At 63.1% G+C, this 21,790-nt stretch carries 23 protein-coding genes; 7 read left to right on the top strand and 16 right to left on the bottom strand.

What is annotated here, in order from left to right; all coding sequences use genetic code 11:
* Positions 1 to 2: 2 nt before the first annotated feature.
* The 11 genes from OKA04_RS18620 to OKA04_RS18570 form a co-directional block, all read right to left on the bottom strand.
* The gene (locus OKA04_RS18620) at positions 3 to 1,151 is read right to left on the bottom strand and encodes an ABC transporter permease (RefSeq protein WP_264502713.1); all 1,149 of its coding nucleotides are present in this window, start codon (positions 1,149 to 1,151) and stop codon (positions 3 to 5) included.
* 148 nt (positions 1,152 to 1,299) lie between these two features.
* A complete protein-coding gene (locus tag OKA04_RS18615; RefSeq protein WP_264502712.1) occupies positions 1,300 to 1,983 on the bottom strand; it encodes an ABC transporter ATP-binding protein in 684 nt (227 codons plus the stop codon).
* The gene (locus tag OKA04_RS18610) at positions 1,980 to 3,350 is read right to left on the bottom strand and encodes an efflux RND transporter periplasmic adaptor subunit (protein WP_264502711.1); all 1,371 of its coding nucleotides are present in this window, start codon (positions 3,348 to 3,350) and stop codon (positions 1,980 to 1,982) included. The genes OKA04_RS18615 and OKA04_RS18610 overlap by 4 nt, the downstream gene beginning before the upstream one ends.
* 92 nt (positions 3,351 to 3,442) lie before the next feature.
* Positions 3,443 to 3,730, bottom strand: a complete 288-nt coding sequence (locus tag OKA04_RS18605) for a hypothetical protein (protein ID WP_264502710.1) — start codon at positions 3,728 to 3,730, stop codon at positions 3,443 to 3,445.
* Positions 3,731 to 3,903: 173 nt separating this feature from the next.
* Entirely contained in the window at positions 3,904 to 4,398 is a 495-nt protein-coding gene (locus tag OKA04_RS18600) for a hypothetical protein (RefSeq protein ID WP_264502709.1), read from the bottom strand.
* A gap of 56 nt (positions 4,399 to 4,454) precedes the next feature.
* Positions 4,455 to 7,586, bottom strand: a complete 3,132-nt coding sequence (locus OKA04_RS18595) for an efflux RND transporter permease subunit (RefSeq protein ID WP_264502708.1) — start codon at positions 7,584 to 7,586, stop codon at positions 4,455 to 4,457.
* A gap of 4 nt (positions 7,587 to 7,590) precedes the next feature.
* Entirely contained in the window at positions 7,591 to 8,724 is a 1,134-nt protein-coding gene (locus tag OKA04_RS18590; protein WP_264502707.1) for an efflux RND transporter periplasmic adaptor subunit, read from the bottom strand.
* A gap of 17 nt (positions 8,725 to 8,741) precedes the next feature.
* Positions 8,742 to 9,968 (bottom strand): TolC family protein, encoded by a 1,227-nt coding sequence (locus tag OKA04_RS18585; protein WP_264502706.1) that lies wholly within the window; start codon positions 9,966 to 9,968, stop codon positions 8,742 to 8,744.
* Positions 9,969 to 10,110: 142 nt separating this feature from the next.
* Complete coding sequence (locus tag OKA04_RS18580) at positions 10,111 to 10,467, bottom strand: hypothetical protein (RefSeq protein ID WP_264502705.1); 357 nt, start codon at positions 10,465 to 10,467, stop codon at positions 10,111 to 10,113.
* 43 nt (positions 10,468 to 10,510) lie between these two features.
* Positions 10,511 to 11,242 (bottom strand): ABC transporter ATP-binding protein, encoded by a 732-nt coding sequence (locus OKA04_RS18575; protein ID WP_264502704.1) that lies wholly within the window; start codon positions 11,240 to 11,242, stop codon positions 10,511 to 10,513.
* Positions 11,243 to 11,357: 115 nt separating this feature from the next.
* Positions 11,358 to 12,077: a hypothetical protein gene (locus OKA04_RS18570; protein ID WP_264502703.1), complete on the bottom strand. Its 720-nt coding sequence runs from the start codon at positions 12,075 to 12,077 to the stop codon at positions 11,358 to 11,360.
* A 404-nt stretch (positions 12,078 to 12,481) separates the two neighbouring features.
* On the opposite strand from OKA04_RS18570, the gene OKA04_RS18565 reads away from it, so the two are divergent.
* The 5 genes from OKA04_RS18565 (at position 12,482) to OKA04_RS18545 (ending at position 15,091) form a co-directional block, all read left to right on the top strand.
* A complete protein-coding gene (locus tag OKA04_RS18565; protein ID WP_264502702.1) occupies positions 12,482 to 12,856 on the top strand; it encodes an AlbA family DNA-binding domain-containing protein in 375 nt (124 codons plus the stop codon).
* A gap of 77 nt (positions 12,857 to 12,933) precedes the next feature.
* A complete protein-coding gene (locus OKA04_RS18560) occupies positions 12,934 to 13,287 on the top strand; it encodes an MmcQ/YjbR family DNA-binding protein (RefSeq protein WP_264502701.1) in 354 nt (117 codons plus the stop codon).
* Positions 13,288 to 13,362: 75 nt separating this feature from the next.
* Positions 13,363 to 13,854 (top strand): hypothetical protein, encoded by a 492-nt coding sequence (locus OKA04_RS18555; RefSeq protein WP_264502700.1) that lies wholly within the window; start codon positions 13,363 to 13,365, stop codon positions 13,852 to 13,854.
* Positions 13,855 to 14,370, top strand: coding sequence for a YbjN domain-containing protein (locus OKA04_RS18550; protein WP_264502699.1), 516 nt, complete (start codon positions 13,855 to 13,857; stop codon positions 14,368 to 14,370).
* Between the two features lie 31 nt (positions 14,371 to 14,401).
* Positions 14,402 to 15,091, top strand: a complete 690-nt coding sequence (locus tag OKA04_RS18545) for an acyloxyacyl hydrolase (RefSeq protein WP_264502698.1) — start codon at positions 14,402 to 14,404, stop codon at positions 15,089 to 15,091.
* On the opposite strand, the gene OKA04_RS18540 is transcribed toward OKA04_RS18545, so the two are convergent.
* The 4 genes from OKA04_RS18540 to OKA04_RS18525 all read right to left on the bottom strand — a co-directional run bounded on the left by OKA04_RS18540 (position 15,092) and on the right by OKA04_RS18525 (position 18,906).
* The gene (locus OKA04_RS18540) at positions 15,092 to 15,559 is read right to left on the bottom strand and encodes an RES family NAD+ phosphorylase (protein ID WP_264502697.1); all 468 of its coding nucleotides are present in this window, start codon (positions 15,557 to 15,559) and stop codon (positions 15,092 to 15,094) included.
* A complete protein-coding gene (locus tag OKA04_RS18535; protein WP_264502696.1) occupies positions 15,556 to 15,882 on the bottom strand; it encodes an Xre family toxin-antitoxin system antitoxin in 327 nt (108 codons plus the stop codon). Before OKA04_RS18535 ends, OKA04_RS18540 begins: the two co-directional genes overlap by 4 nt.
* A gap of 223 nt (positions 15,883 to 16,105) precedes the next feature.
* A complete protein-coding gene (locus OKA04_RS18530; protein ID WP_264502695.1) occupies positions 16,106 to 17,041 on the bottom strand; it encodes a histone deacetylase family protein in 936 nt (311 codons plus the stop codon).
* Positions 17,038 to 18,906 carry a GNAT family N-acetyltransferase gene (locus OKA04_RS18525; protein ID WP_264502694.1) on the bottom strand — a complete coding sequence of 623 codons (1,869 nt, stop codon included), beginning with the start codon at positions 18,904 to 18,906 and terminating at the stop codon, positions 17,038 to 17,040. The genes OKA04_RS18530 and OKA04_RS18525 overlap by 4 nt, the downstream gene beginning before the upstream one ends.
* A gap of 84 nt (positions 18,907 to 18,990) precedes the next feature.
* On the opposite strand from OKA04_RS18525, the gene OKA04_RS18520 reads away from it, so the two are divergent.
* Positions 18,991 to 19,419, top strand: a complete 429-nt coding sequence (locus OKA04_RS18520; protein WP_264502693.1) for a hypothetical protein — start codon at positions 18,991 to 18,993, stop codon at positions 19,417 to 19,419.
* Between the two features lie 2 nt (positions 19,420 to 19,421).
* Positions 19,422 to 20,846 (top strand): DUF4139 domain-containing protein, encoded by a 1,425-nt coding sequence (locus OKA04_RS18515; RefSeq protein WP_264502692.1) that lies wholly within the window; start codon positions 19,422 to 19,424, stop codon positions 20,844 to 20,846.
* Between the two features lie 118 nt (positions 20,847 to 20,964).
* Here the strand turns inward: OKA04_RS18515 and OKA04_RS18510 are convergent, their stop codons facing one another.
* Positions 20,965 to 21,519 (bottom strand): DNA-3-methyladenine glycosylase I, encoded by a 555-nt coding sequence (locus OKA04_RS18510; protein ID WP_264502691.1) that lies wholly within the window; start codon positions 21,517 to 21,519, stop codon positions 20,965 to 20,967.
* Between the last annotated feature and the right edge of the window lie 271 nt (positions 21,520 to 21,790).

The following is a 21,790-nucleotide window of genomic DNA, read 5'->3' as shown; positions in this document are numbered from 1 at the left end:
GATTATCCGCGGAGGTTCTTGACGATGGGTTGCATCACGGCCTGCCAGGCGGGCCACAACGAGGCGAGGATGCCTAACAGCAGCGCCGCGAGGATGCCGGTGACGATGACCGAGGCATCCGGCTGGATCGCGAGGGTCTGCCCCTCATTCCCCATGGTGAAGCTCTGCCAGCGGAGGAAGGCGGCGGACAAGCCGACGCCTGCAATGCCACCTGCCAGCCCTAGCATGCCACCCTCACCGATGACCAGGCAGCCGATGGCGCGGCCTGGATAGCCGAGCGTGCGCAGCACCGCATTCTCCTTCACGCGTCCGCGGACCACGAGCAGCAGTGCATTCGCAACGAGGGCGGTCACGGCCAATACAGCACCGATGCCGAGCCATCGCGTGAAGCCGATCAGCTCGATCAACTCGGCGGCGGTCTCAGCAAAGAAGGCTTTCTCCGGCCGCGTGTCGGTCGGCTGGGCATCCGAGTGAAAGCGCTCGTCGATGGCTCTCGCGACCGGCTTCAGATCATCCCCCGAATTCACACGCACATTGAACTGCGTGACCACGCCGAGGCCCGCCTTTGACGCGCGCTGGAGAAAGGGCAGCTTCACATAGGCGACGTTGTTGTCCTGCGGGAATGGTGACCGGAGGATACCCGCGACGGTGACGGTCACGCCTGCGCCGTCGAAGCGATCGCCCGGCTTCAAGCCGCGCCGCTGGGCGAAGACCTCGCCGACCAGCGCGCCATCACCACGCTTTTGCCATTCCTCCATGCTGCCGGCGATCACCTGGATCTCCGGCGCAAATTTCGCGAGCTGATCATCCGGCACGCCGCGGAAGGTGATCACATCGAGCGAAGCCCCGCAGTTGTTCACCACGATCTGCACCGGGATGACATCACGCACGCCATCGATGCGGAGGATCTCATCGGCGTAGTGTTCCGGCAGGCGGCTGGCGGAGGGGCAGAAGCGATTCTGCCGGTACACGACGAGCGTCGTGTCCGCCGCGCTCTGCTCGGTGGCCTTGGCCAGGGAACGCTGCAAGGTCTCCACCGCGGTGTAGAGAAACATGCCCGACGCGACCCCGAGCACGGTCAGCAACGAGCGCACCCGATGCCGCGAGAGCTGCGTCCACGAGAGCCGTAGTAGATTGAGGAGAGCATTCATGGCCTACTCTCCTTTCGTAGCGGAAGGGCTGTGCCCTTCCGGCTGATCGCGCTCCGCCGGACATCGCCACCCGCAAAGATAATGCGGCCCACACCCAGCCGGAACGACGAAGTCGTTCCGCTACATGACTTGCATATCGGACAAGCATTCATGACAGGATCAGTTGGCCTTTCTCCAAATGCAGGGTCCGGTCCGCAGCCTCGGCGGCACGGGGATCATGTGTGACCATCACGATCGTCTTCCCATGCTCGCGAGAGAGCTGCTGGAGCAGATCGAGAATGCGGGTGGCGGATTCTCGATCCAGATCGCCCGTCGGTTCGTCAGCCACCAGCAAGGCGGGATCCGCAACGAGAGCGCGGGCAATCGCGACGCGTTGCTCCTGGCCGCCGGACAGCTCGGTCGGCGCATGGTGCATGCGGTCGGCAAGGCCCACCAGCGTGAGGGCGGCCTCCACACGTCCGTGGCGTTCCTTCTTCGACATCGGGGCGAGCAGCAGCGGCAGCTCGACATTCTCAAAGGCCGTGAGAACCGGCACGAGGTGGTAGAGCTGGAAGATGTATCCCACGTGATTGGCGCGCCACTTCGTCAGCTCGCGGCGATTGAGCTTCGCCAGCTCCTTGCCCGCGATGACAAGCGATCCCTCGGTCGGGGAATCGATGCCAGAAAGGAGGTTCAGAAGCGTGGTCTTGCCTGAGCCCGAGGGCCCCATCAGTGCGAGGAATTCGCCACGGGGCACGTCGAGGTCGAGTTTCTCCAGCGGCGTCACCACCGTGCTCCCCTTGCGGTAGCTCTTGGAAACGCCGCGGCATTGGATCATCGGTTGTTCGTTCATGGTTGAGTCGGGTTGACGCGCTGGCCTTCGCGCAGGTTCTTCGGGGAAAGGACGACATGCTCGCCAAGACGCAGGCCGTCGATGATGCGGAGGCGTCCTTCGCGGGTCTCGGCTGAGGTTTGGATCGCGCGCTTTTCCACGCGCTTCGACTCGGGGTCACAGACCCAGGCGGTGCCATCGACCACGGCGGACTCGGGCACCCAGATGGCCAGTATCCCTCCTACCGACTGGCCGGGGATGGTGGAGGCAGAGCCGAGAAATTCCACACGGCACAGCATCTCCGGACGGAGCTGGTCGATGGGATCGATGATGCGGACCTTTGCCTGGAGCGTGTTCCGCTGGACGTCCGCCTCGCCGGTGATGCGGGTGACTTCGCCGGCGAAGACCTTCTCCGGGAGAAGACTGCAGCGAACCTTCGCCGCCTGACCGACACTGAGCCGCGCGGCATCCGCAAGCGGGACATCGACCCGCACCTGCAAGCGATCCGGCTGGTAGAGGATGGCAATGGTGGAGCTGTCCGGGTCATCCATCAGCAGCATCTTCTTCTGGCCCGGCGCCGCATTCAGCCGGAGCACGCGGCCATCGACGGGCGAGACGATGCGCGTGCGGGAAAGGGCAAGCTTTGCCTGATCCACCTCCACCATTGCCGCGGCGATCTCGTCGTCCTTCGTCTGCGTCTCGAGTTCGAGGCGCTTCACCTCGGATGAGGCCTCCGCGGCCGTCGCCTCGGCAGCGAGGTATCCGGACTTTGCACGATCAAGCGCGAGCCGCGTCGCCACGATCTCCGCGGCGGAGACGGCATTCTTCAGGTCCTTGATGCGTGCGTGGCGGTCGTCGGCCTCCTCCTCCATGGAAACGGCAGCCGCCCTCATGGCTTCCAGGTTCTCGAGCTTCTTCCTCGCGGCATCGATGGCTACGAGATGGGAGGCCCGGCCGGAGACGAACATGCGATGCCTGCTTTCGGATGCCGCCAGCGCGAGACGGGCGTCGGCATCCACCAGAGTGGCCAGGGGTTCACCTTTCTTCACGGACTGGCCCTCCAGCACGTGGACGACATCCACCACACCATCGATCAAGGCGGTCGCCCTGATCGGCAAGGGGTCGGGCTCGATCCATCCGCTCGCTTGGAAGAGCATGCCGCCAGGCTCGGAGGATGGAGTGGAAGAGCTTTCCTCACCGCCGGCAGTGGCGAGGACAAGCGCGGTCTCGACCGGAGTCGCGGGCAAGAGCCGGTCACGGAAGAGGGCGAGGAAGAGCAAGGCGAAGCTTGCGAGGAGACCCAGCGGAACCAGCCACGCCGGTATCCGCCGGACGGGTCTGGATGTCTCCGCGGGCGCACGGGAGAGCGTATCGAGAGTAGGATTCATGTGGAAAAGTCTGAAGACAGGGCTACCCGGTCACGGGCATGCAATCCGGCCGCGCAAACGCACGACCGAAGGCGGCTATCCAAGGATGCCGCCTACAGTCTCCAGACTTCCAACAAGGCTCGCCACGCCGCGGGCGAATCCGGCCCACGGATGGGAACCGCCGCTTCGTAAACCGAGGCTTCCACCAGCACCACCGGCGGCAGAACAAAGATCACCGGCGGCAAGTCGATCGCCGCGATGGCTGGCAGCCCCTCAGGCAATGAAGGAGCCGTGGCGTCCGGCAGATCCTCCAGATCCACACAGCAGGACTCCTCTTGATGCTCCCCGCAATCCGGGCAGCACTTGGACTTCTCCGACTCACACCCGGATGCGCCCGGCATGAGCAGTCGATGCTCCAGCAGACAAAGGCGCACGGGTGTCGCCGCCACCGGGATCATAATCCCGAGGCAGATCAACAACAGTGCTGCAATTGCCCGTCGCATCCGAAATCAACTTCTCACAAATGAGAGGCGCGGGTCAAGGGAGCTATTCCCGACCCACGCCCCGGATTTCATCAGTGAAGGTGCAGCTCGAAGCGCTCCGTCACCGCCTTCGCATCAGCCGCAGTCTTGATGACGAGGATCATCGCCACGTGGGCACCTTCCGGCAGTGCCTTGTCCGAGATCAGGACGTTCGCATCGTCATCCTTGCCCTTGGCGAAGGCGAGCTTCACCGGGGCGGAGCGCTCACCTGCGGTGCCGGTGATCGTCTGAGCCTCCAGCTTCGCGGCTTTCTTGTCCTTGTCGAGGAAGGTGACGCGGGCCTTGCGCTCCTTGTCCACGACGACTTCAAGGATGATGCCGGACTTCGACTCGACCAGATGGCCGCCATTCGGGCCCTTCTTCTCGTCGCCGTGATCGTGGTCGTGGTCATCATGATCGCCGTGGTCATGATCATGATCGTGGCCGGCGTGTTCTTCCTTGGTCTCCTTGCCGTGGTCGTGCTTTTCGTCGGCGAATGCCAGCGGGGATCCGAGCAGGGCGAGCAGGATCATCAGGTTCAGTTTCATGGTATCGGTCGGTTTCTATGGTTCGGTTTGAATGACGGATGTCAGGGGTGATTCATTCAGTGTGTTGCAGGCGCATTTTGTTCCAGGGCCCGCTGGGCGGCCTTGCGGCCGAAGAGACGGAAGACCGCGGGCGTCACGGCGAAGTCTAGCAAGGTCGAGGTGACGAGGCCGCCGACGATGCAGATCGCCACCGGGCTGAGGATTTCCTTCCCCGGCTCTCCTCTCGACAGGACGAAGGGGATGAGCGCGATGCCCGCGGAAAGCGCCGTCATCGTGACGGGCACCAGTCGCTCCAGCGTCCCCCGCTCGATCATCGAGTAGGTGAAGCCCTCCCCCTCGTGCTTCATGAGGTGCAGGTAGTGGGAGATCATCATGATCCCGTTCCGCGCGGCCACCCCGCCTACGGCGATGAAGCCGACGAGCGTGGCGATGCTGATATTTCCCACCAGATGCCAGGTCAGCGCGAGGCTGCCCATGAGTGCCAGCGGCAGATTCAGCAGCACCTGCACCGCGAGCATGAGGCTGCGAAAGTACGACCACAGTAGTAGCACGATGACCGCCAGCACTCCGGAGAAAAGGACCGCGATCCTCTGTGCCGCGGCCTGCTCCGCCTGGAACTCCCCTTCGTAGCTGATGAAGACGCCTTCCGGGGTTTTCACCTCGGCATCGACCTTCTCCTTCAGTTGGCGCACCAGTTCACCGGCATTGCGCTGCGTCGGAGTGATGGCGATCACGTAGCGGCGCTGGGTATTCTCGCGATGCACGGAGCTGGGGCCCGACGCCTCACGCACGTCCGCCACCAGCTTGAGCGGGATGTTCCGGCCGGTCTTCGTATGAATGGGCAGCTCGCGGATCTTATCCGGATCGCTACGCCATTCTTCCGGCAAGCGGATCGCGAGATCGACCGTCCGCTGGTTCTCCCGGAGTTGGGAGACAGCACTGCCGCCGAGCAAAGTGGCCAGCTCCGAGTTCAGCTCGCCGGGCGACACGCCGTGGGCCAGCGCGCGCTCGCGATCCAACTCGATGCGGAGCTGGGGGATCGGTGCCTGCTGATCGAGCTTCGCATTCTCCAGTCCGGGGATGGTTTTCGCGATGGCCTGCACCTTCGCTCCCACCGCGGTGATCGTATCGAGATCCGGGCCGAATACCTTCACGGCCACGGGTGCCGTCACCCCGCTCAGCAAGTGCTGGATGCGGTGCGAAAGTGGACCGGAGAGGATGCTGAATGTCCCGGGCACCGTCTGGATGCGCGCGCGGATGTCATCGAGGATCTCCTGGTTGCTGCGCCCGCCTTCCTCCTTCCTGAAGTCGATGTCGAACTCCACATTGGAGACCGGCACGACGTGATCGCTCCGCTCCGCACGACCGATGCGCCGCCCGATGTGATTCACCTCGGGCACCTCGCGGATCTGCTTTTCCACGGCCTCGGCGAGATTCGACATCTCCGCCAGCGAGGTCCCCGGTGCCGCACCCGTGGTGACGACAACGGTTTCCTCATGGAACTTCGGCAGGAAGTCCCGGCTCATCTGGGGAAATAGCATCAGCGCCATCACCAGCAGGATGGAGACGACGGCCAGCACGATGACGGGCTGCTTCAGGCTGATGCGCAGCAAGGTCACGCGGAGCAAGTTCTTCAATCCGCGGACGATATAGCCGTCCTGATGACCATGATCGCCAGCCTTGACCTTCACCTTCAGCAGCAACGAGCACAGCACCGGGATGGCGGTGAGCGAGACCACGAAGGACGCGATCATGCTGACGATGGTGGCGATGGCGATGGGGCCGAAGAGGCGGCCTTCCACACCGGACAGTCCGAGCAGCGGAAGGAAGACCAGCACGATGAGGACCGTTGCGTAGAGGATGGAATTCCGCACTTCCCCGGAGGCCTGTGCGATCACTTCCAGCTTCGGCAATGGATTCGGCAATGAGGCGTTTTCCTTCAACCGCCGGAAGACGTTTTCCACGTCCACAATGGCATCATCGACCACCATGCCGATGGCCACGGCGAGACCGCCGAGGGTCATGCTGTTCACGCTGAGGCCGAACCATTTGAAGGTCAGCAGCGTGATCGCAAAGCTCAGCGGCATTGCCATCAGCGTGATGAAGGTGGTGCGCAGGCTGAGCAGGAAGAGCAGCAGCACCACGGTCACCATCACCGCACCCTCGACGATGGCCTTCGACAGGTTGCCAATCGCGCCGTCGATGAAGTCCCGCTGGCGGAAGATCACCGTTGCCTCGACGCCCTTCGGCAAGGATGGCTGGAGTTCGTTGATCGCGGCCTCGATCTTTTCGGTGAGGTCGATGGTGTCGAAGCCGGGAGCCTTCGTGACACTCATGATCACGCCGGGCACGCCGTTCACGCTGGCGTCGCCGCGCTTCGGCTCGGTGTCCCACGCGACCTTTGCCACGTCGGAAATCGCGATGGGTCGACCGTTGGTGACCTTCACCACCGTCCGGGCGATGTCCTCGAGCTCCACGGTCATCGCGAGATTCCGCACCATGATTTCCTGCGCTCCCTTGTCGATGAAGCCACCGGTCGAGTTCGTCGCAGCCTCGCGCACGGCTTGCTCCAGCTCCTCGATGGAGACGCCATTCGCCTGCATGCGCCATGGATCCGGCTGCACCTGGGCCTGCTTCACGCCGCCACCCATGCTGAGCACCTCGGCGACGCCGGAGATGGACTGGAGCCGCATGCGGATCGTCCAGTCGGCGATCGTGCGCACATCCATCGGCACGGTATTTCCATCGGTGCTACGCACGCCGATGAGCAGGATCTCGCCCATCAGCGAGGCGACCGGGGTCAGGTACGGCTGGGTATCTTCCGGCAAGGACTCGCGGGCGACCTGAAGCCGCTCCTGCACGAACTGCCGCGCACGATAGATGTCCGTGCCCCACTCGAACTCCGCGTAGACGAGCGACAGCGCGATGTCCGATGTCGAGCGCATGCGGGTCAGCCCCGCCACGCCCATCAGCGAGTTTTCGATCGGCTGCGTGACCAGCGCCTCCACTTCTTCCGGAGCGAGTCCGGGAGCTTCTGTCAGGATGGTAACGGTTGGCTTCGTGAGATCCGGCAGGACCTCCACGGGCAACTCACGGGCGGTCTTGAAACCGAGCGCGAGGATCAGGAATGAGATGCAGAGGATGATCGCCCGGTTCCGCAGCGACCATCGGATGAGGATGTTCAGCATGGGTTCAGGTGAGTTCCGGGGTTCCCTTTCGCTTCGATACCGAGCTCAGCACGAGCAGCACGAAGAGCAACGCGGTGGTAGCCATGAAGAACTTCTCACGCCACGCGGGAGCGGCGCTTCCATGCTCGTGGCCGGCTTCACCGGATTTTGCCGCCTTCTTAGCAGCGGCCTGCTCCGGGGTCATCTCGGAGCCGTCCTCATTGTGCTCGTGGCCGTGGGCGGCATCCATCGCTTCCTTCAGCGAGACACCTCCCCCCTGCCCTGCGAAGCCGAGCGAATACGATCCGCGGGTGACCACCTCGTCGCCGGGGTAGAGGCCGTCCACGATCTCCACGCGATTCGCGCTCGTCTCGCCGGTCTGCACGCTCACGCGGTCAAAGGCATTCGGGATCTTCGGGTGCTTCACATAGACGTGGCGGTTCGCTGGATTCCCCTGCAGCGATTCCTTCGGCACGGAGAGCACGCCCTCGCGCATCGACTTCACGATGGAGAATTCGGCGCGCATGCCGGGGCGGAGCACGCCGTCCGGATTTGGCAGCAGGAAATACGCGTCGATGGTGCCGCTCTCCGGATCGGCCGAGGTGCCGAAGCGGATCAGCTCGCCCTCGAATTCCTTCTCGCCGAGCGCGGCCACCTGGATCCTCGCCTTGGAGCCAGGCTTCAGCATGCCCGCCTGATATTCCGGCACACGTGCGACGGCGTGGACCTCGGAGAGGTCAGTGATTTCTAACAGCGCCTTGTCCGGCTCCACGGGATCGCCGAGGCGGGCATCGGAATGCATCACCAGCCCCTTCAGCGGCGCGCGCAGCGGGATGACCGGCGGCGGGTCGCCCGCCTGACGGCTTTCCACCTCGGCGACGATCTGGTCGGCAGTCACCGAATCTCCGGGCGAGACACGCAGCTCCACGAGCTTGCCGGAGATGCGGCTGCTCACCGCGCCGGTGCGGCCGGGTATGGTCTCGATGCGCCCGAGTGCGAAGGCGGTGTCCTGGAACTCGGCCTCCTCGACCGTAACAATCTCGATTCCAAGGTTGTTCACACCCTGTTCGGTGAGGAGTACCGTCCCGCCCTCGGTGGCGGAGAAGGCGGCATGCGGGAGCAGCAGCGCTCCCATGCAAAGGATAACAGAAAATTTCATGGTCTGACAAAAATGGTTCAAGGTTTGCCCGCCGCCGCTTCGTGGCGCACGCGGGCGAGGTGGAATTGTTGCAAGGCGTCGAGGCGGGCGGCGGCGAGCTGCAGCCGCTTCTCGCGGGTGCGGAAGACGGTCTGGAGTTCACCCTGCCCTTGGCGGAAGGCATCCTCCGCCGCCTTTGCCTGCTCCTCGGCCAGCGGGATCAGCGTGCCGCCGAGTTCATCGAGCAGCTTGGTCCACTGCTGCATCTCGGAGCGCGCCGCTTCCGCTTCCAGATGGATCGACCGGGCCAAGGCGTTCGCCTCCTTGTCGCGGCGTTCCTTCAGGGCTTGGGCTTCCTCGATCGCGCCCTCGTTCTTGTTCCAGAGGGGCAGAGGGAAGGTGAAGCGCAAGCCGACCATGGCTTCCTTGTCGTAGCCGTCCGGCGCGTCCTCGGTGCGCTCGGCACCGGCGAAGATGCCGGCTTCCACGTCGTCGTAGCGCTTCGCCTGCTCCAGCTCCACGCCCTTTGCGGCAGCATCCGCCTGCAGGATCGCGGCCTGATAGTCTGGCCTGCGGGCGTGGTTGACGTCTGCCACGGGGATGGCTGGCGCGGGCAGGCTGCCACTTACCAGCAGCTTCTGGGCGGGCAGCATGCCGAGCAGCGGCTTCAGGGTGCCGATGGCGGCGGCTTCCGTGGCATCGAGCTGGCGCATTTCCAGCGCGATGCCCGCAGCTTCGAGCTTGGCCTGCCCGGCATCGAGCTTCGAGCCTTCGCCCTTCTCGGCGATGCCGGAAAGGAAGTCCGAAAGCTCCTTCGCAAGCGCCGACTGCTGGTCGAGCAGCTCACGACGCTGGCGGATGGCCAGCACGCTCACGACGCCCTCGCGGGCCTCGGCGATGATCTGGCGCTCCACCTCGCGGACCTCGGCCTCGGAGGCCTTGTATTCGGCGAGGGTGACGCTTTTCTCGAGCCGCAGGCGATTAGTGAGCGGGAAGCGCTGGACGAAGCCGATCTCGAGGCTCCGCTCCCGGTAGCGGGGGTCATGGCTGACCTGGGTCTCGATCTCGGGATTGGAGAGGCGGCCGGACTGGTTCATGCGGCCGAGCGCCTCGCGGATGCGGAGGCGGGCGGCGGCAAGGTCGGGATTCTGGGCGCGGACGCGGTCGCCGACACTGGCGAGCGAGACCACCACCCCCGGCTCCGCCCGGACTGCGGATACCGTGATGACGAGTGCCACGAGGGCACGTGAAAAGAGTGAATGCATGAATGGAAAAGCTGTGGTCGCCCGCCGACGGCAGGGCATGGACCTGATGATATTCCTGACAGGAGGACCGCCGGACAAAGAGGGTCAGAGGGCGGAGGACATCGCGCCACGCGGGCACGATGGAGCGTCTAACAACGGACGCTCAGATCAAAGGGGGCTTGTCCAAGGCAAACACGGGCTCATCCGGCGGCAAGGCCGTGACCCAGGAAACACAGAGCCATACGGCACCCGGAGGCGGCATGCGATGCTGCTGCAGATCCATCCCCGCGAGCGGTGCCGGATGGCAGCACGCGTGGGTGTGATGCTCGTGCGGTCCGGGCGGGCAACCTTCATGCGAATGGTCGTCCGTGGACTCGTGATCATGGTCATGACCATCGTGATCGTGACCGGAGCACTGGGAGGTGTGGACCTTCGAATGCACGTGATCCAGCGCGAGCACGCGGCCACACAGTCCGGCGATCACGCCGAACATCAGTAGCCATGCAAACACGCTGCGCACGCTGACCAGAAAACCCCGATCGTTTCCAACAGCAAGCGGAATTTCACAACTCCCCCGGCCGGACCTCGCACCATCCCCGGCTCCACGTAACTCTCAATGGGAGCCCGAAGAGCCCGCTGAGAAGCTCTCCCTTCAGGGCTTTCCGCTTCGGGGCATCGACCCGCACTGCACCCTTCTCCAAGAGGATGACCCGCCCGATCTCCGGAGGAATTTCTCCCGGATGATGAGTCACCAGCACCAGGGTATGGCCGTGGGCGAGCAGTTCCCGCATCACCGTGGTCAGCCCCATGGCGGCGGTGAAATCGAGCGCGGTCGAGGGCTCGTCGAGCACCAGCACTGCGGGATCGTGAACGAGGGCGCGCGCGATGAGAAAGCGGCGTCGCTCGCCGGAAGAAAGCGTTCCGAACTCCCGCCTCGCCAGATGCGCCACGCCTAGCCGCTCCATCGCCGCGTCTGCCGCAGCGCGGTCCTTTGCGGAAAACCGCATGTCGCGCGTGCGCCCGAAGGCACCTCGGAGCGACGAGAGCACCACGTCTGCCCCTATCTCCTCCCGATCAAAACGGGCCACGTCCTCCGGCATCACCACGCCGATGCGGTGGCGGAGCTCCTCCAGCGACCACAGTTCCTCGCCAAAGAGCCGACAGACCGTCCGCGGGTCCGCTTCCGGTCTCACCTCGCCGGTCAGCAGCTTGAGCAGCGTGCTCTTCCCCGCGCCATTCGGCCCGAGGATCGCGACGCTTTCACCGTGGCGGAGCGTGAGGGAAAAATCGCGCAAGGCGCAGGTTTCCCCGCGCCAGACGGTTGCATCCCGGATCTCAAGAAAGGGCTCGTGCTCCACAGGACTGATGCCGCCGCGTCGCCGGAGCGCTGGCCAGCTTTTTCGCCGCGGATTACTTCTCAGCGGTGTCAGCTTCCTTCCCGGCCTTGTCCTTCTTGTCGCCGAAGAGTTGTCCGACGATGCCGAGCTTCTGCTGCATCTCCAGATTACGCTCGGAGGTGGTCTTCTGCCCGCCCATCATCTCCTTCATCGCGCCGTCGATCTCCTCTCCCGCACCTTCCGGCACGGAGTCGGGATCGACACCCATCGCACGGGTGGCGTCTTCGATGTGGTTGCCGTGGACGGCGATCTTCTCGAGCTGCTTGTCGAAATTCTCCTTGGTGTTCGCGAGCGACTTCACGTCGCGCATCGACTCCTTGAACAGGGGGACGATCCTGGCGACCTTGGCCTGCGCTTCCGGATTCACCGCGAACCAACCACCGGCGGAACCCAGCATCGCCAGCAGGGCTAGGGTGACGGCAAGGCTCGTCCGCTTGTTCTTCTTATCCTTCACCGCATCGCGCTCCTCGATCATCGCGCGGAGTTCGGGACATCCCTCGTCCTTGAATGCCGGGGTCTCGGGAGCGGCTGCCACTGCTGGCACCGGTGCGGGAGCAGCGGCCGGAGTTGCCGGCTCGGACTTCACCTCCTGCTCGCTCGCTGTTGCCGGGATGGCTTGGCGGAGCTTCTCCGGAGCGGCCATGAAGGTGGCTGGCTTTGGGACTCCAGTCGGAGCCGGAGCGGAGCGGAGAGCTGCCATCGCAAGCTGCTGGATCTTGTCTTGAGCATTCATGGGAGGTGGCTGGTTGGGTGTTTGGGAAAGTCGTTGCCTTTGACGCCATCACTATCTGCATTCCTTAATTAGTTTCCCATTACGTAATCGCGTGGAAGCCACCGATCCACGAAACTGCCTCTAAATGAGACCCTTGGCGTTTCGCATTTTCGCAAACTACGCAGATTTTTCAGACTACTCGCCAACCTCTCCGACCTCACAAAGCTGCGTGAATTACGTAATCTTCTGGGGTATGAACAAGATAAGATGAAGTCCGAACAACAAACCCGGAGATAAGACGTCCCGACAATCGGATTGCCCCTTGTCACATCTACCATTCACGGCCCCGATCCGGTCGCGTGCCGGACAGAAAAAACTTGCCCATCGACTTCATCTCCCGGTCTGGATAGAGTCATGGGAAAGTCATGACCGTCCACGACGTTTCCACTCTGGCCGCGCTGATCGCAGCCTATGAAAAGGCGGTCGTTTTCGAGGAGTCCACCCCGGGCGCTCTCCGCATCGCGAAGGCATTCCCGGAGCTTCATTGGTCGAATGGAGGCCTGCTGCTGCTCGGGGTGCGGAAGGACGGCACGGTCATTGGCGTGGACGAGTCCGAGGTGGACGGCATTTTCAGCAAGTTCGCCCATCTCTGCGCGGAACTCACCAAAGCCCGGGTCGAGATCGGCCTGCTCCGCTGCGATGATCGCCTGGTCGTGTTCCTTGTTTTCAATGCGATCCCGCGACTCACCAGCCCACTGGATCGCTATGCGGGAAGCATCGAGCGGATCGCCATGGTGTGAGGCCTCGCTCCCGGCACGTCTTCGGAGTAGCACTGTATTCTTGGAAAGGCTTCATTCCGGGAAACCACGCCGCCATCATGGACCTGCCCGAAGTCATCGCCCACTTCCTCTCAAAGCCCGGCGCGGAGGAGACCACGCCCTTCGGCCCCGAGGTGCTCGTTTACAAGGTGGCGGGCAAGATGTTTGCCCTCACCATGCCCGAGGACTTCCCGTCCCGCATTAACCTCAAGTGCAATCCCGAGCGTGCCGTGCTCCTGCGCGACGAATACTCCGCCGTCCTTCCCGGCTATCACATGAACAAGCGCCACTGGAACACCGTGCTGCTCGATGGCTCGCTGCCGCCATCGCTGGTCGGCGAATTGATCGATCACTCCTACGACCTCGTCGTGGCCGGGCTACCAAAGTCACAGCGCGCCAAGCTCGGGCTTTGAGCGGAAAGTCCCCCGTCTCCCCCGCCCTATCTCCTTTCTTGGCACGCTCCTTCCCACGCTCCACCCTCTCCCCGCATGGCCGTCGCCGAACCCCAGAAGGAATTGCGTTTCACCCGCGCCGGGCAGGCCGTGGCATTCTGGATCTCCGCCGCGGTGTGCCTGATGGCCGGGCTCGTGTTTTTCCTGCTCACCCCCTACCGGGCGGATACGCCGGAGCTTCCTCACCCGGCCTGGGGCTTCATCCCGCTCGGCATCTCCATCCTTCTCGGCCGGCTCGCCTGGCATTGTGGGAAGCACGCCTACCTCCTCCTCAGCCCGATCGGCGTGGAGATCTTTCCCTTTTTCCGGCCAGCGACCAACATGCAAGTCATCCCGTGGGCGCAGATCACGGCGGCAGACATTGATGACTCGCGCTTGACGCTGCACTTCTCCGCGGAAAAGACCTCGGGCATCCACCTGTCGCTCTCACCGATCACGAAGGACCGCCGTGCCTTGCTCGCCAAGGCGATCCAAGGCCGTCTTCCCGCGAATCCGGAGCCATCCGTCTCCCACTCACCATCCCGATAAATGCGCCCGCCATCCCGCCAGATCCTCACCGTCGAAGAAGCATTCGGAGCCAATGGCTGGCACTGTGAATTGGTCGAGGGCCGCGACGTCCTCCGCTCCGTTTTCACCGGTCACCATACCCGGATCGAGATGACCGTGCAGGCCTACACTCCGATGAACGCGCTGGCGGTGATCGGGGAAATGCCGCTGCCGCTCGACGACGGGCACCGTCCCTATGTGCTGGAGCTGCTGGCCCGTGCCAACAAGACACTGAACCTCGGCGGCTTCGAGTATGACCTCGACCGCGAGCGCCTCGTCTTCCGCATCACCAATCTCTTCGACAAGGAGCGCTACGATGCCGACATCGTATCCTCGATGGTCCACTGCACCGTGGCCGAGCTCGATCGACTCGCTCCCTATGCGCTGACCGTCGTCCGAACTCCCGAGGACCTTCTGGACGATCTCGACCTGAAGCGCCTGCTTCAACGCGAAGACCTCATCCCTCCCGTCCCCGGCGACGAGGAGGACTACATCTGATTGCTTCCCTCTCACCGATCACAAAACCCCGATGAAGACCCTTGCCCTCCTCGCCCTGCTGGCCGTCCCGGCTTTCGCCGCGGAAAAGCCCGCCACCACAAAGCCCGCTGCCAAGACGGACGGCGGCGCGAACATCGACGAGATCCTGAACAAAAGGGATGCCAAGGATCAGATCGCTCCGATCAATTCCTACCCCCGCGCGGATCACCCTGCAGAGGCATGGGAGCTAACCCTGGAGTCCGGCTATCTCTGGAACATCGGCAGCAATACCGCCATCGACTACGAGATCGCGCCGACGCAGTTCACCCTGCGCAGCCCCACCGTGCTGACCTGGTGGGAGGATGAAGATGGCGCACGCCTCGTGGTCCGCAGCCGCTTTTCTCTGCTGATGGAGTCCATCGTCGAGGGGCCGGAGGACTACTACTTCGGGGTCAATGGAGCGCCATCCATCGAGTATTGGTTTCCAAACGAAAAGACCTCGCTCTTCTTCTCCATCGGCGGCGGCTTCGGCTGGACGAATTCCACCAATGATCCCGAAGGACAGGGCCAGGACTTCACGCTGAACTGGTTTTCCCAGCTCGGAGTCCGTCAGGAGATCGCGCCGAACCTTTCGGTGCTGGGCGGAGCCTATTTCATCCACCACTCGAATGGCGGACAGACCGACCCGAATCCCGGCATCGATGCACTGGGCTTCACCCTCGGTCTCGGCTGGCAATTCTGATCAGCCCTTCATCAGTCGCGGGTCCGGGCGGAATGCCTGCGGACTCGCGATGCGGATGGATGGTGTCCTCGGGTGTCCGGGATTGATCAGGTAATTCCTTTCGCCGGATGTCACGATGGACGGCACGGCGAGCACCGCGGAGCGCTGGGACCGCGCCCAATCGTCACCGATCGCGCGCGTCGAATTCGTCGTCTCGTCTGCACACCAGCCGGGAGGAAGCTGCGATTCGTCGAAGACCTCGATCAGGCTGTCCGGGATCTCCACCGAGAACCACGAGAACAAGCGGGCAAAGGCGTCTGGGTCATCCAGATGAACCAGCACTTCCAAGGTCGCCAGTGACAACGTGGAGGAGGCATAAACCACCGGGATGCCCGGTGAATTCCAACGCCCTCCCGCGATCCGGGCACCGTCCCCCGTGAAGGCGGTCGCGACGTGCCGGGTCTTGCAGAGACGATAAGCGCGGATCATGAGAAAACGCCGTGCTCGATGCGGATCAGCAGGGCCTCGACTTCGCGGGCTCCGATCTCGGTATCACAGCACCGCAGCGGGGTGAGCCCACCCAGAGCCCGCTTGGGCTGGAGCATCCAGCGCCGGACTGCCTCCGGATCTTCCAGGACGTCCGCCGCCTTTCGCAGCACCGAGCCGAGCCGCAACAGGCGCTCTGACTCGTCCGGCTTGAAGCGGTCGGTCCGTCGCGAAAGCGTCCGCGGCGGAATCCCGAGAATGTCAGCCAGTTCATCGGAGGAAACTCCGAGATCTTCGCGGAGCCCGTCAAAGGCCGAGCGGGGCACCCCCCGATGCAGCGCGTCTCGGACCTGGGCCAATGGACCACCGGATCTTGCTCCGGCTCTCATGCCGAAGTCCCGCAGTACGGCGACGGTGCGCTCAAGACCACCTGAACCACCAACCTTATAGGTTCCGGGGTCTTCCCGAAGTGTGGATGAGTATTCGCCCTCCGCCATATGGCAACAAATTACCGCCAATTGGCAAACCTTCAAGCCTTTTCTCCCCTCCCTACAATCCCAAGGCTTTTACATGGGCCACCGCTGCCGAGGCGAGGCCCGGCGGATAGTAGCCACCTTCCAGTGACGAGACGCCTCGTCCTTGCGCGTGCTTGTTTGCGATTTCGACCACTCGCCGCGTGAGTTCCGCAAAGGTCTCATCTTCCCAGCGTAGGCCTCCGAGTGGGTCATCTCTCCGCGCATCGAAACCCGCGGAGACGAGAATGAATTCCGGCCGGAAATCATTGAGCGCGGCAGCCGCATGCTCGTCCCAGGCAGCGAGCGCGATGCCGCCTTCCGACCGATGCGGCAGCGGAAGATTCAACGTGTATCCCTCCCCCGCTCCACGACCCCGATCCGTGGCGAGCCCCGTGTAGGGATAGTTTCCCTCCTCGTGGAACGACACGTAGAAAACACCGGGGTCCGCTTCAAAGATCGCCTCCGTGCCATTTCCATGATGGACGTCCCAATCGACAATCGCGATCCGCTTCAAGCCATGCGCCTGCTGAAGATGCTTCGCGGCAATGGCCACATGATTGAAGATGCAGAAGCCCATGCCGCGCTCGGCAGTCGCATGATGTCCGGGAGGACGCACGGCACAAAAAGCCCGGGAGATATCGCCCCGCATCACCGCGTCCACTGCCTCGATCACCGCGCCACTCGCTTCCAGCGCCACATCGTAGCTCTCCTCGGAAAGAGCCGTATCACCGGTGCGGAGGATGTCCGCGCAAGAGACCACGTCCCGATAGACCACGTCATGATAGTAGGCCTCGTGCGCGAGCAGGATCTCCGCGACCGTCGCCTTTCTACCGGGCAAGCGCACGATCTCCATGGGAAGCTTCTCAAGCGCCTCGCGCAGCACGCGGTAGCGAGCGGCGGACTCGGGATGGCCGGGCCCCGTGTCGTGACGCTCGTAGCGGGAATCGTAGTGAACTCCGATGGGTTTCATCTCGGATCTCGGCGGATGTTCTTGTGAGTCAGGTAGCCCTTCCGCCAGCGCAAGATGCGTCCTATCGGCAGTCGGAATTCCCGTTCTTCACCCAGGCCTCTCGATACACCGCCGGCCCGGGCGAAGAGCGCTGACATGCCATGATTCTCCGCCATGACGCTCGCCCAAAATTCCACGATGCCACGCTTCTTCGCCACCTGCGCCAACTCGCCTAACAGGAAGCCCGCCATCCCCGACCGCCGGGTATTCTCATGGACGACGAAGGCCACCTCGGCCGCCGTCCCGGAAGGATCGAGATAGTAGCGACCGATAGCGCGGAGTTCCTCACGACCGCTGGTCTCCGCAAAGAGCCCGAAGGCGTGATCCTTCCCCTGATCCACCGCCGCCAGCTTGTACGCGGACTCACCCGTCATGCGGTCACGCCGGTAGCCATAGCGGAGCCGCACCGTCTCCTCGTCATGCGAGTAGAAGAACGACTGAAGCGCCTTCATGTCACTGGGATGCAGCGGCCTCAGCCGGAAGCGTCCGCACGAGAAAGTCACCCAACCACTCTCCACCTCGTCCCGCGCGCCGCCAGGCATCGTGAAAAACTTCGGCAGCCATTCTCGCGTCCGCGCCCCTTCCAGCAGCGCCTCCCGGTGATCCGGGTGCGCGATCTCGACCAACCTGGCGACACGCTCGCGGATGCTTCGGCCGTAAATACTAGCGATGCCGTACTCGGTCACCACGTGGTGGACATCACCGCGCCCCGTGCAGACACCGCTGCCCGGTTGCAGTCCCGCGACGATCCGCGAGTCCTTCCCGTCATCGGTCAACGAGGTGAGCGCGATGATCGGCCGGCCTCCCTTGCTTCTCCCCGCTCCACGGATGAAATCCTGCAACGCTCCCACCCCGCCATAGAAACGATGGCCGCTGGAATCGCGCACCACCTGACCTGTTAGGTCAATCTCGCGAGCGCCGTTCACCGACACCATCTTGTCATTCCTCGCGATCCGCTGCGGATCATTCACCCAGTCGCTGGGGTGAAGCTCGAGGTCCGCGTGACCGTCGGCAAAGCGGTAGAGCTTCCGGCTGCCGAGCACGTGACTCGCGATGATCTTCCCCGGCTTGTAGCTCTTGCGGGAATTATTCACCGCGCCGCAACGCACCAGGTCCATCAGCGCGTCATTGAACATGCCCGTGTGAATACCGAGATGCCGATGCTTCCTCAGCGCGCGGATAACGGCTTCCGGCGTATTGCCGAGCCCGACTTGAAGCGTCGCACCATCGTCGATCAACTGCGCGGCATAGCGCCCGATCCGCTCTTGCCGCTCGTCCAACTCCGCGATCTCAGCCTCGGGCAATGCAGTGGTATGCTTGTAGAAGTAGTCGATCTCCTTCACCGGGATCAGCGATTCGCCTCCCGTGCGCGGCATCTTCGGATTCACCTGCGCGATGACGAGGCGCGCGCTCTTCACCGCAGCCCGCGTGACATCGACGCTGACTCCAAGCGAACAAAGTCCATCGCCATCCGGCGGAGTCACTTGAACCAGCGCGACATCGAGAGGCATGCGCCCGCTTTGAAAAAGCGCAGGAACCTCGGACATCGCACACGGCGTGTAGTCCGCCTGCCCGCGCTCCACCGCATCGTGCAGCGCAGGCGTGAGGAAAAACGAATTTGTCCGGATGACCTGCTCGTATTGCGGCTCGATCCACGGCGTGGGCCCCAGCCCGTGGATGTGCACGATCTCCAGGTCCATAAAGCGATCGGCATGCCGGAGCATCGATGCGACCAGGGCATGAGGTACCGCGGCGCTGCCACCGATAAAAACCCGGCTGCCCGGTCGCAGCAGGCGCGGCCAATCGTGCTCGTCCAGTAGCTTCACGGGACGAAGCTAACACGCCCCACTCCGGTGGCGAAATTTTCCCAAGGATTTTCCCCGAGCGGTGTCATGCTTGATGAACCCGCCATGAAATCCATCGCACTATTGCCACTTTTGTCCTGCCTAGCATTTGCCGCCGAGCCGGTGAAAACCACCGCAGGCCTCCCCGAGGACCGGATCATCTTTCCCCAGCCGGACACGGCACCGGAGCTGAAAGTCACCGCCACTTTCAAGAGCGACACCGTGATCAGCACGGTCCAGCAGGGAAACTGGATTCGCACCGAACACCTGATCACCTACGAGATCACGAAGCCGGTGCCGGAGTATCCCCACAAGGAGCTCACCTTCATCTGCCGCGACCAGAATCCCACGCCCGAGTCGGGCATCATGGTGAAGAAAGTCGCGTGGCCCTTCCAGAAGGGCGAGATGACCTTCTCCCTCGCCAAGGACGAATCCGTTCGCAAGGGCAGCTACTTCAAAATCGTCCGTTACGACGCCGTCGAACCCCGCAAGTAACCATGAAAACCATTCTTCTCACCACTGCTCTTATCACCGCCGTCCAGGCCGAGACCGCGCTGACCATCTACAATCAGAACCTCGCCGTCGTGCGCGAGTCCTTGCCTCTCGATCTGAAGGCCGGCGAGAATCCGCTGAGCTTCGACCGCGCCACCGCGCAGGTGCTGCCGGACTCCGTGGTCCTGCGCGATCCCACCGGCAAGGCGGCCTTCTCCATCCTTGAGCAAAGCTATCGCAATGACCCGGTCAGCAAGTGGCTGCTGCTCCAACACTTCGAGGGGCAGACGATTGACTTCCGCACCACCTATCTCGACGGAAAGGTGGAGGTGAAGCCCGGAAAGATCATCCGCTCCGGCTATGTCCCGGGCGGACAACCGCAGGAGCCGATCATCGAGATTGATGGTAAGCTGCGCTTCGAGCTTCCCGGAGAGCCGCTCTTCCCCACCCTGGGCGACGGATCGATCCTGCGCCCTACCCTCGGCTGGCAGATCCACAGCCAGGCGGAAGCGAAATTCGACGCCCAGCTCTCCTATCTCAGCAACGGCTTCCAATGGGAGGCCGACTATAATCTCGTGGCCCCCGAGAAAGGCGACACCGTGACTCTCACCGGTTGGGTGACCGTCAACAATCGGAGCGGCACCGGCTTCGAGAACGCCAAGGTCAAGCTGGTCGCCGGCGACGTGAATATCATCCAGCAGAATGCCCCTGCCGAGCACCTGCGCTTCAGCTCGCGCATGCGGGAGATGGCCGACTCCGCTCCCGCCGTGCAGGAGAAGGCCTTCGATGACTTCCACCTCTACACCCTCCAGCGCCCGCTCACGATCCGTGACAAGGAGACCAAGCAGGTCGAGTTCCTCCGTGCGCCCGAGGTGAAGGCAAAGAAGAAGTATGTCTACGATGCGGCATCCATGCGCTTCTTCGGACGCGGCGGCCCCCAAGTCCAACCGCTCCAAGGCCAGGAATTCCCGAAGGACGTGGCGATCTACTGGGAATTCAAGAACGACGAGGGCAACGGCCTTGGCGTCCCACTCCCCGCCGGCCGGATGCGCTTCTACCGTTCCGACGATCAGGACGGGAACCTGGAGTTCGTCGGCGAGAACAACATCGACCACACCCCGCGCAACGAGGACGTATCCGTTTATACGGGCAATGCCTTCGACCTCGTGGGCGAGCGGAAGATCACCAACTTCCAATACGACGAACGCGCGGAATCATTGAAGGAGACCATCGAGGTCACCGTGAAGAACCGCTCGAAAGAACCGAAGGAAATCATCGTCCGGGAGCACCTCTGGCGCTGGCTGGAGTGGAAAATTGAGGACGCCTCGGCTGAGCACGTGAAGAAGGACGCGCAGAAGATCGAGTTCATCGTGACTCTCGCTCCCGACGAGGAGAAAAAGGTCACCTACACCGCCCACTATACTTGGTGACTTGAGGAAGCATTGAAAGGGCGCAGCCGTCTCAAGACGGCTGCGCCTCTTTGCATGTGGGAGACGGCCGCCGGGATCACCAAATGCGGATCAAGCCATCCAACAGATCCCTACCACTCTACTTTTTTCTAAAGCAGGTCACCGTGTGATCATCCACCATCCCGACTGCCTGCATGAAGGCATACATGGTAGTGGACCCCACGAAATTGAATCCCGCTTTCCGCAGGGCCTTGCTCAGCGCGTCGGACTCCGGTGTCTTCGTAGGGAAGTCGGACATCACCTCGAATTGGCTCACCCTCGGCTTTCCGCCGATGAAGCCCCATATCCATTCCACCGGATCTCCCTCCCGCTCGCGCAAGGTCAGCCACGCTTTTGCATTCTCCCGCACCGCAAGGATCTTCCCGCGGTGACGGATGATTCCGGGATCGAGCACCAGCTTCTCCAGCTCGGCGTCCTTCATCTTCGCCACTTCCTCCGGCACGAAGTTCCGGAAAACCTCCCGATAGCGCTCGCGCTTCTGCAACACCGTCCACCACGACAAACCAGCCTGTGCACCCTCAAGGCAGATCATCTCGAAAAGATACCGCTCATCACGCGACGAAACACCCCACTCGGTATCGTGGTATTCAACATACAACGGCCTGTCTACCGGCAGCCAAGGACAACGGTTCATGACCAAATCTTGCTCCCACCCTCCCCACGATCTCAAGGCCGCAGGAAGCTCCCCACCAAACTAAGCCCTCCTCACCCGGAGCCCCCCCGCCCCCCCCCCTGGGAGCGCCGGTCATCAGACCGGCCCGAAGCGCCCCCCGATTGCCCGCTTCACCGGCAACGCCACATCGCCCACATCGCCCCAACGATAAGCGAGGAAAACCACTGGGAACGCGGAATTCATTCCGCCCGGGACAGGCAAGCACCACCAGCCATGGTGCCATAGCGCGTTG

Source organism: Luteolibacter flavescens (assembly GCF_025950085.1).
Lineage (GTDB): Bacteria > Verrucomicrobiota > Verrucomicrobiia > Verrucomicrobiales > Akkermansiaceae > Haloferula > Haloferula flavescens.
Note: the sequence above shows the minus strand (reverse complement) of the source record. Positions and strands in the feature narration are given on the sequence as shown.